The following is a 2,558-nucleotide window of genomic DNA, read 5'->3' as shown; positions in this document are numbered from 1 at the left end:
GGCGCGTTGCGCGCCGGGCCCCGTCGGCGTTCCGAGCGGGTTACCTGCGAGTAGGCCGGGCCGCCGCGGCGCACGCCTGTTCGCTGCGGGCGAAACTTTGTTCCGCAGCGCGGAAGAGGGCGCGGCGGACGGCGCGGAAGGCACCCGTCCGGTGGCTGTCAACACCGCGCTGAGCTGCGATGATGCCCTTCCGCCCGGGGTGTTCCCGCCCCGGTGACCACTTCGTGGGACACCCCTGGGGCGGACCCGGACATCAGCCACCGTGAACAAGTGCGAAGATGTATTTCCGGCACGACTGGGCGCCCCACAAAGGCTTCCGACCCACCGGACCGCGACCGGCCCGGCGACCCACCCCATGCATGGAGGACGTGACGTGGCGAACGACGCCAGCACCGTTTTCGACGTAGTCATTCTCGGAGGCGGAAGCGGCGGTTACGCCGCGGCGCTCCGCGCCGCTCAGCTGGGCCTGAGCGTTGCCCTGGTCGAGAAGGGTGAGCTGGGCGGCACCTGCCTGCACCGCGGCTGCATCCCGACCAAGGCGCTGCTGCACGCCGCGGAGATCGCGGACGAGACGAAGGAGGCCGCCGAGTTCGGCGTGCTGGCCACCTTCCAGGGCATCGACATCAACGGCGTCCACAAGTACAAGGACGACGTCATCGCCGGCCTGTACAAGGGTCTCCAGGGCCTGGTGGCGTCCCGCAAGGTCACCTTCATCCAGGGCGAGGGCAAGCTCTCCTCGCAGACCTCGGTGGACGTCAACGGCCAGCGCATCGAAGGCCGCCACATCGTCCTGGCCACCGGTTCCGTGCCGCGCTCGATCCCGGGCCTGGAGATCGACGGCAACCGCGTGATCTCCTCGGACCACGCCCTCAAGCTCGACCGCATCCCGAAGTCGGCCGTCATCCTCGGCGGCGGCGTGATCGGCGTCGAGTTCGCCTCGGTCTGGAAGTCCTTCGGCGTCGAGGTCACCATCGTCGAGGCGCTGCCGCACCTCGTCCCGCTGGAGGACGAGAACTCCTCCAAGCTGCTGGAGCGCGCGTTCCGCAAGCGCGGCATCAAGTTCGAGCTGAAGGCCCGCTTCTCGGGCGTCGAGTACACCGAGACCGGTGTCCGCGTCTCCACCGAGAACGGCAAGCAGATCGACGCCGACCTGCTGCTCGTCGCCATCGGCCGCGGCCCGGTCTCGGCCGGCCTCGGCTACGAGGAGAACGGCGTCGCGATGGACCGCGGCTACGTCCTGGTCGACGAGTACATGCGCACCAACGTGCCCACCATCTCCGCCGTCGGCGACCTCGCCCCGACCCTCCAGCTGGCCCACGTCGGCTTCGCCGAGGGCATCCTGGTGGCCGAGCGCCTGGCCGGCCTCAAGCCGGTGCCGATCGACTACGACGGCGTTCCGCGCGTGACCTACTCCAACCCCGAGGTCGCCTCCGTCGGCATCTCCGAGGCCAAGGCCGTCGAGCTGTACGGCAAGGAGAAGGTCGTCACCCTGAAGTACAACCTGGCCGGCAACGGCAAGAGCAAGATCCTGAAGACCGCCGGCGAGATCAAGCTCGTCCAGGTCAAGGACGGCGCCGTGGTCGGCGTCCACATGGTCGGCGCCCGCATGGGCGAGCAGGTCGGCGAGGCCCAGCTGATCTACAACTGGGAGGCTCTGCCGGCCGAGGTCGCGCAGCTCATCCACGCGCACCCGACCCAGTCCGAGGCCCTGGGCGAGGCGCACCTGGCGCTGGCCGGCAAGCCGCTGCACGCGCACGACTGATCACGCCCCACCCCCTTTCCCGGTACTTCCCGTACGCAAGTACTTCCCGTACGCAAGACTTGATAGGAGTCGCTGAAACCATGGCGGTCTCAGTAACACTGCCCGCGCTGGGCGAGAGCGTTTCCGAAGGCACCGTCACCCGCTGGCTGAAGGCCGAGGGTGAGCGTGTCGAGGTCGACGAGCCGCTGCTGGAGGTGTCGACCGACAAGGTCGACACCGAGATCCCGGCCCCGGCTTCCGGCATCCTCTCCTCGATCAAGGTCGCCGAGGACGAGACCGTCGAGGTCGGCGCCGAGCTGGCGATCATCGACGACGGCTCGGGTGCCCCGGCCGCTGCCCCGGCCCCCGCCGCCGAGGCCGCGCCCGCCGCCGCCCCGGCTCCGGCCGCCCCGGTCGCCGAGGCCCCGGCCGCTGCTCCGGCTGCCGCCCCGGCCCCCGCCGCCGCTCCGGCCGCTCCGGCCGCCGACGCCACCCCGGTGCTGCTGCCCGCGCTGGGCGAGTCGGTCTCCGAGGGCACCGTCACCCGCTGGCTGAAGGCCGAGGGCGACACCGTCGAGGTCGACGAGCCGCTGCTCGAGGTCTCCACCGACAAGGTCGACACCGAGATCCCGTCGCCGGTCGCCGGCACGCTGGTGAAGATCCTGGTCGGCGAGGACGAGACCGCCGAGGTCGGCGCCCAGCTCGCGCTGATCGGTGCCGCCGGTGCCGTCGCCGCCGCCCCGGCCCCGGTCGCCGCTCCGGCTCCGGCCGCTGCCCCGGCCCCGGCCCCCGCCGCTCCGGCTGCCCCGGCCCCGGC

The 2,558-nt window shown here is 71.5% G+C and carries 2 protein-coding genes; both read left to right on the top strand.

All coding sequences use genetic code 11. From position 1 onward, the window contains the following. The first annotated feature begins 355 nt into the window (after positions 1–355). A complete protein-coding gene (gene lpdA / locus ABZW03_RS39740) occupies positions 356–1,762 on the top strand; it encodes a dihydrolipoyl dehydrogenase (RefSeq protein WP_097238208.1) in 1,407 nt (468 codons plus the stop codon). Between the two features lie 80 nt (positions 1,763–1,842). Continuing rightward, positions 1,843–2,558 (top strand): biotin/lipoyl-containing protein (locus tag ABZW03_RS39735; protein ID WP_355269594.1); only part of this gene is annotated, 716 nt, incomplete at its 3' end.

The sequence above is a fragment of the Kitasatospora sp. NPDC004799 genome (assembly GCF_040609095.1).
Lineage (GTDB): Bacteria > Actinomycetota > Actinomycetes > Streptomycetales > Streptomycetaceae > Kitasatospora.
Note: the sequence above shows the minus strand (reverse complement) of the source record. Positions and strands in the feature narration are given on the sequence as shown.

What these genes read in the sequence shown, in the direction of transcription:
- lpdA (WP_097238208.1), top strand. Translation starts at nt 356, where the DNA reads ATGCATGGAGGACGTGACGTGGCGAACGACGCCAGCACCGTTTTCGAC.